Origin of the sequence: uncultured Corynebacterium sp., from assembly GCF_902782855.1 — a bacterium.
GTDB lineage: Bacteria > Actinomycetota > Actinomycetes > Mycobacteriales > Mycobacteriaceae > Corynebacterium.
Map to the genome: position 1 here is coordinate 1 of NZ_CACZOO010000031.1, position 4,776 is coordinate 4,776.

General features: G+C 65.1%; 7 protein-coding genes and 2 pseudogenes. All 9 read left to right on the forward strand.

The genetic code is table 11. The features are described 5' to 3' along the window. Positions 1-224: 224 nt before the first annotated feature. Positions 225-725 (forward strand): annotated as a pseudogene (locus tag QZV72_RS14865) (DUF4417 domain-containing protein); the annotation flags it as partial. 71 nt (positions 726-796) lie between these two features. After that, positions 797-1,090: pseudogene (locus QZV72_RS01255) on the forward strand (polymorphic toxin type 50 domain-containing protein). Between the two features lie 24 nt (positions 1,091-1,114). Continuing rightward, positions 1,115-1,348 carry a hypothetical protein gene (locus QZV72_RS01260; RefSeq protein WP_297004223.1) on the forward strand — a complete coding sequence of 78 codons (234 nt, stop codon included), beginning with the start codon at positions 1,115-1,117 and terminating at the stop codon, positions 1,346-1,348. Between the two features lie 34 nt (positions 1,349-1,382). Continuing rightward, entirely contained in the window at positions 1,383-1,706 is a 324-nt protein-coding gene (locus tag QZV72_RS01265) for a helix-turn-helix domain-containing protein (RefSeq protein ID WP_297004225.1), read from the forward strand. After that, positions 1,703-2,164 (forward strand): ImmA/IrrE family metallo-endopeptidase, encoded by a 462-nt coding sequence (locus tag QZV72_RS01270; protein WP_297004227.1) that lies wholly within the window; start codon positions 1,703-1,705, stop codon positions 2,162-2,164. The genes QZV72_RS01265 and QZV72_RS01270 overlap by 4 nt, the downstream gene beginning before the upstream one ends. 11 nt (positions 2,165-2,175) lie before the next feature. Continuing rightward, the gene (locus tag QZV72_RS01275; protein ID WP_297004229.1) at positions 2,176-2,529 is read left to right on the forward strand and encodes a helix-turn-helix transcriptional regulator; all 354 of its coding nucleotides are present in this window, start codon (positions 2,176-2,178) and stop codon (positions 2,527-2,529) included. A gap of 12 nt (positions 2,530-2,541) precedes the next feature. After that, a complete protein-coding gene (locus QZV72_RS01280; RefSeq protein WP_297004231.1) occupies positions 2,542-2,769 on the forward strand; it encodes a hypothetical protein in 228 nt (75 codons plus the stop codon). Positions 2,770-2,877: 108 nt separating this feature from the next. After that, a complete protein-coding gene (locus tag QZV72_RS01285) occupies positions 2,878-3,444 on the forward strand; it encodes a hypothetical protein (protein WP_297004234.1) in 567 nt (188 codons plus the stop codon). 71 nt (positions 3,445-3,515) lie between these two features. Beyond that, positions 3,516-4,640: a YdcF family protein gene (locus QZV72_RS01290; protein ID WP_297004236.1), complete on the forward strand. Its 1,125-nt coding sequence runs from the start codon at positions 3,516-3,518 to the stop codon at positions 4,638-4,640. Positions 4,641-4,776: the final 136 nt, after the last annotated feature.

Here is a 4,776-nt window from a genome sequence, read left to right on the forward strand (position 1 = left end):
ACTCTTCCAACTCCCCACCCATCCGGCAGCACGACGTGCCCGATCAAGGCAACAGTGCACCACATCGACCCATGACCGTCGCGACGTCTTCAACGGACACCTCCTCCAGGGCGCCACCCTCGTCGAGCCGTACGGCATCCCGCTCATGACACCGTGCCTCTCCAGCCCCGAATCCCTCACCACTTTTTCCGAGACCAGCCCCTCCCGCCCCCACAGATCCAGGCACGTTCGTCCATTTCTTCGAAGAAGACTACCGCTTCGAACGATTGTGGAACAATCCGGAAAGATATCTTCCCCGCTTGCAGGCAGCCGCAGGGGCCATCACGCCAGATTTCTCGACCTACGCCAACATGCCACAAGCAGGTCAGATCTGGAACACCTACCGGAATTTCACCCTCGGCTCGTGGCTCCAACGCAACGGAGTAGCCACGATACCAAATGTCCGGCTCTACGGACCCGAATCCGTCTCCCGGACCCTTTCCGGAGCCCCGGAACACTCCAGCCTCGCCATCGGACTGCACGGATGCACCAAGGAACCAGAGAACCGGAAAGCTGTCATCGAAGAACTCCGTATCATCTGTCAGAGCAAGGAACCGAGTGCGCTCATCATGTACGGAAGCGACGCCTACGGCGTCCTCGACTACCCCCGAGAGCTCGGAATCCCGGTACATCTTCACCATCCGGACGGCCGGCAACGGCCTTCAGCCAGGAGGGCAGCCTGTTGAGCAAGCCGCGCAGTAACCTCATCGACTACAACAAGGTCACCTATCGCACTGTCCGTGGCTTCACGACCGAGATGCACCTGGCCGAGCAAGGCAAGCATCTGCCCGGCCAGAGGAACTACGATCCGTCGAAATCCACCGTCACCCTGTCGATCACGGAGACGCAGAAGCTCATCGAGAAGTACGCCGTGACTGGCCACCGGGAAGGCCAGAACAAGGAAGCTGTGCAGGTGAACAGATCAATCGGCATCCATAAAGACTGATCCGGAGAAACCATCAGAACCTCACGATTCACAATCCACTACTCGAAATCTGGGGCGCATATCGTCCCCACCCACCCGAACCCGACCAAGAAGAAGAAGAGTTAGCCATGGGATACTGGTACCACGACATTGAAGACAGTCAAATCGGAGAAGTCTACGAATACATCAATAATAATCCACCAGCTGACTTTTCTCATCGAGTTCGACGACGAGTTCTACCAGATCGTCTTCGAACTCCCCGACCACACCGGCCCCGGTCGGCGCCGGTACAACGAGTACCTCAGCATCGACTACCGGGACTTCCCCGTCCGCATCACCGACATCGACCGCAACGTTGTCGTGTACCCCAAGACCAAGGAATGACCGCCGCCGTATCCGATCCGGTAAGGTTTGCGCCGTGAGCCCCTCCGTATCCCCCTTCCCCAGCACATTGGCGCAGCTCATCGCCGATCGCGGTCTCAGCCAAGCGGAACTGGCACGGCGCGTCGGAGTGACTCCCGCCGCCATGAGCCGTTATCTCAGCGGTGACCGTGAACCCAGGTTCGTTACACTCACCGCCATCGCCGAAGAACTCGGCGTCCACGTCAACGAACTGCTCCAGACCAGCGACGAAGCCGTACCCGCCGCCATTCGTACCCTCGCCATCGCCCGTCGGACACTCAGCCAGGCAGAGTTGAACGAACTCCGCACCATCATCGACCAGCACTCCGGGGAACAGTGAACCGCAAACTCATCTCGGCGCAGTACGAGGAGATCAAGCTGGTCGTACACCGCGAGGGCTTCACCGGACACGGGACAGGCGTCCACACCCGGGACGGCTACACCATCGTCACCTGGTCCGACCATGGCCCCTGCTTCACCATCCACCTCAACGCCGACATGCCGGTTAACCGGCGACGCTTCACCCTCGCCCACGAACTCGGCCACATCCTCCTCGACCACTTCCTCTCCACGTGCACCCTGGACGTCGAAGAGCAGGAGGGCGCAGCCAACTACTTCGCCAGCTGTCTTCTCGCCCCCGTCGCTCGCGTCCTGATGCTTCCCGAAGTCACCGTTGCCGCTGTCGCCGATACCTTCGTTCTCAGCTCCGGAGCAGCGAAGCATGCCCACAACCGTGCACTACGTGCGATGAACCGTGCGCCTTCACAGACTCTTTACGACCACCAGCTCACTCCGTAACGTACAACCACATGGTTGCACAATCGCTCACCGAGCTCACCGCCGACGAGGTCGACCGCATCTTCAAGGCGCTGGCCGACCGGACCCGCCGGGACATCGTGCGCCGCACCCTCACCGGGGAGGCCTCGCTCACCACCCTCGCCGAGGACTACGAGAGGCCCTTCCCCGCCGTCCAGAAACACGTCCGCGTCCTCGAGGCCGCCGGCCTGGTCGAACGCATCCCGCGGGGCCGGGAACGCATCATCCGCGGCAACCCGGAGAACCTCCACCGGGCGCAGGAACTCCTCGCCCGGTACGAGGCACTCTGGCGGTCCCGCATCGACCGGCTCGACGCCTTCCTCGCCGAGACCGACCCCACCACCTGAAAGGTGCCCGTCATGCCCGCCACCTTCCTCCGGCATGACGCCACCCCGGGCGGCCGCACCCACTACTTCATGTCCGGCCCCGACGGGTGGACGATGACCGAGTGCCGGGCCAGTGGCGTCGTCGGCGAATCCCACCGCTGCGCATGGCGGGAGGACGCCACCGGCGAGAGCTCCGGTTTCACCGGCATGGTCGACGGCATGGAACTGTCCTTCGCCCGCCCGGAGCGCGAGGTGCTCTGAGTCCGACCGGGGACCACCACCTCATACCCCGGTATGACACACCCTGACCTGCATATTCAGACCACAGGCTGATCCGCGGGGCACGGTGCACGCCATAACGTGTGCACCATGACATTCCCCCGCATTCTCCTCCCTGTCCTCCTCACCGTCGGCGTCGTCGCCGCTGGCGCCGGCGTCGTCACCGAGAACAACGCCAAGAACGACCAGCTCGACGACCTGCGCTCCGTCGTCACCGCCCTCGCCCCGGACGCCACCGTCGACAGTACCGACCTCCGCGGCTTCCCCCAGACCGTGCGCAGGGCCAACCATGAGATCCCCACCGCCTACGTCAACCTCACCGCCGACGGCCAGCAGATGCAGTGGATCGTCCAGGACCTCCACACCGACACCCGACGCCTCGGACTGCTGGACGTTCTCGTCACCGTGGACCTCCCCGGCGCACAGCCGACCCCGGTGACCGACGACAGCGGCGCCTACACCGACCGCGGCACGGTCGACGGCACCACGGTCGCCTATGGCGCCCACCTCGACGGCCCTGACCTCATCGTCACCGCTGACGGTGCCGAGATCTCCCGGACCCCCGCCCCCGTCGACGGCGGTCTCCGGGTGGACAAGGCCTTCGTCTCGGACGCCGGCCTCCGCGTCCAGCTCACGGCACGTAACCTGACAGTCTGATTCCCCCCTGCCGTTACCCACCCGCCTCAGGCCGACCCCGGCCGACCCCTGCACCTCTGAGAGGACCATCTGTGACCCCGACCTGGATCCTGGGCGTCATCACCGCCGTGCTCGGCGTCTGGACCGCCGTGCGGATCATCCGCGAACCCCGCCGCGTCCGGAACGGACTGTGGATCGTCGCCACCCTGTTCTTCCTGTGGTTCACCGTCGTGGTCCGTGAACTGCAGAAGGACTCCGAGAGCAGCACCGCGACGATGCTGATTTTCGGCGCCCTCACCCTCGGCGCCCTGGCGATCCTCGCCGCCGGAATATACCTGCTGGTCAACGGTGCGGTCGTGGTCCGGCGCGAGGGGTTCGGCGTCTCCACCCTGGTCCCCGCCGTCTTCGGCGTCGCCCTGGTCGGCACCATCGCCGCCCTGGTCATCGGCATCCTCCTGCTGGGCAACACCACCGGGGAGCATCCCGTGCTCAGCCAGCTCCTCCTGTTCATCGCCGCCCCGCTGGGCACGTTGACCGTGGCGATGTTCCTCGTGCAGCTCGTGGCCTTCGCGATCTACTCCGTGCTCTACAGCCGGATCACCCGCCCCGACCACGCGGACGCCGTCGTCGTCCTCGGCGCCGGCCTGCGGGGTACCGAACCCACCCCGCTGCTCGCCGCCCGGATCGACCGCGGCATCGCCATGCTGCAGGAACTGCAGGACGCCGGGAAGGACGCCGAACCCGGCGTCCGGCTGGTCCTCTCCGGCGGGCAGGGGGCCGACGAGGAGATCTCGGAGGCGGAGGCGATGGCCCGGTACGCCGAGCGGGCCGGCGTCCCGCGCTCGTCGATGGTGCTGGAGGACCGGTCCACCACCACCGGGGAGAACCTGCTGAACACGAAGGCGTTGCTCGGGGAGGACGCCCGCCTCGTCGTGGTGACCAGCAATTACCACGCCCTGCGCGCCGCAGCGCTCACCGAACAGCTCGGGCTCCGGGCACAGGTCATCGGCTCGAGGACGGCGTCCTACTTCGTGCCGGCGGGGTTCCTGCGCGAGTTCGTCGCCGTGGTGACCATGTACCGGCGGACCAACGTGCGGGTCTGGCTGGTGTGCGCGGTGCTGTGGCTGCTGTTCATCGGGGCGCTGTTCGTCATCGCGAACATGCAGCACGAGGTGGTGGACGCGGCGCTGGCCGGGACGCTGGTGCCCGCTGCGTGACATCCGTGACCACTGGACGATGCCTGCTGCACCTCTACGACGAAGGTGCGCTGACCAGGGATCGAACCTGCAAGAAATTCTTGCAGGTTCGCTCCGAGGGCGACCGGACGATCCGTCGCAGCATCGACCACTACAA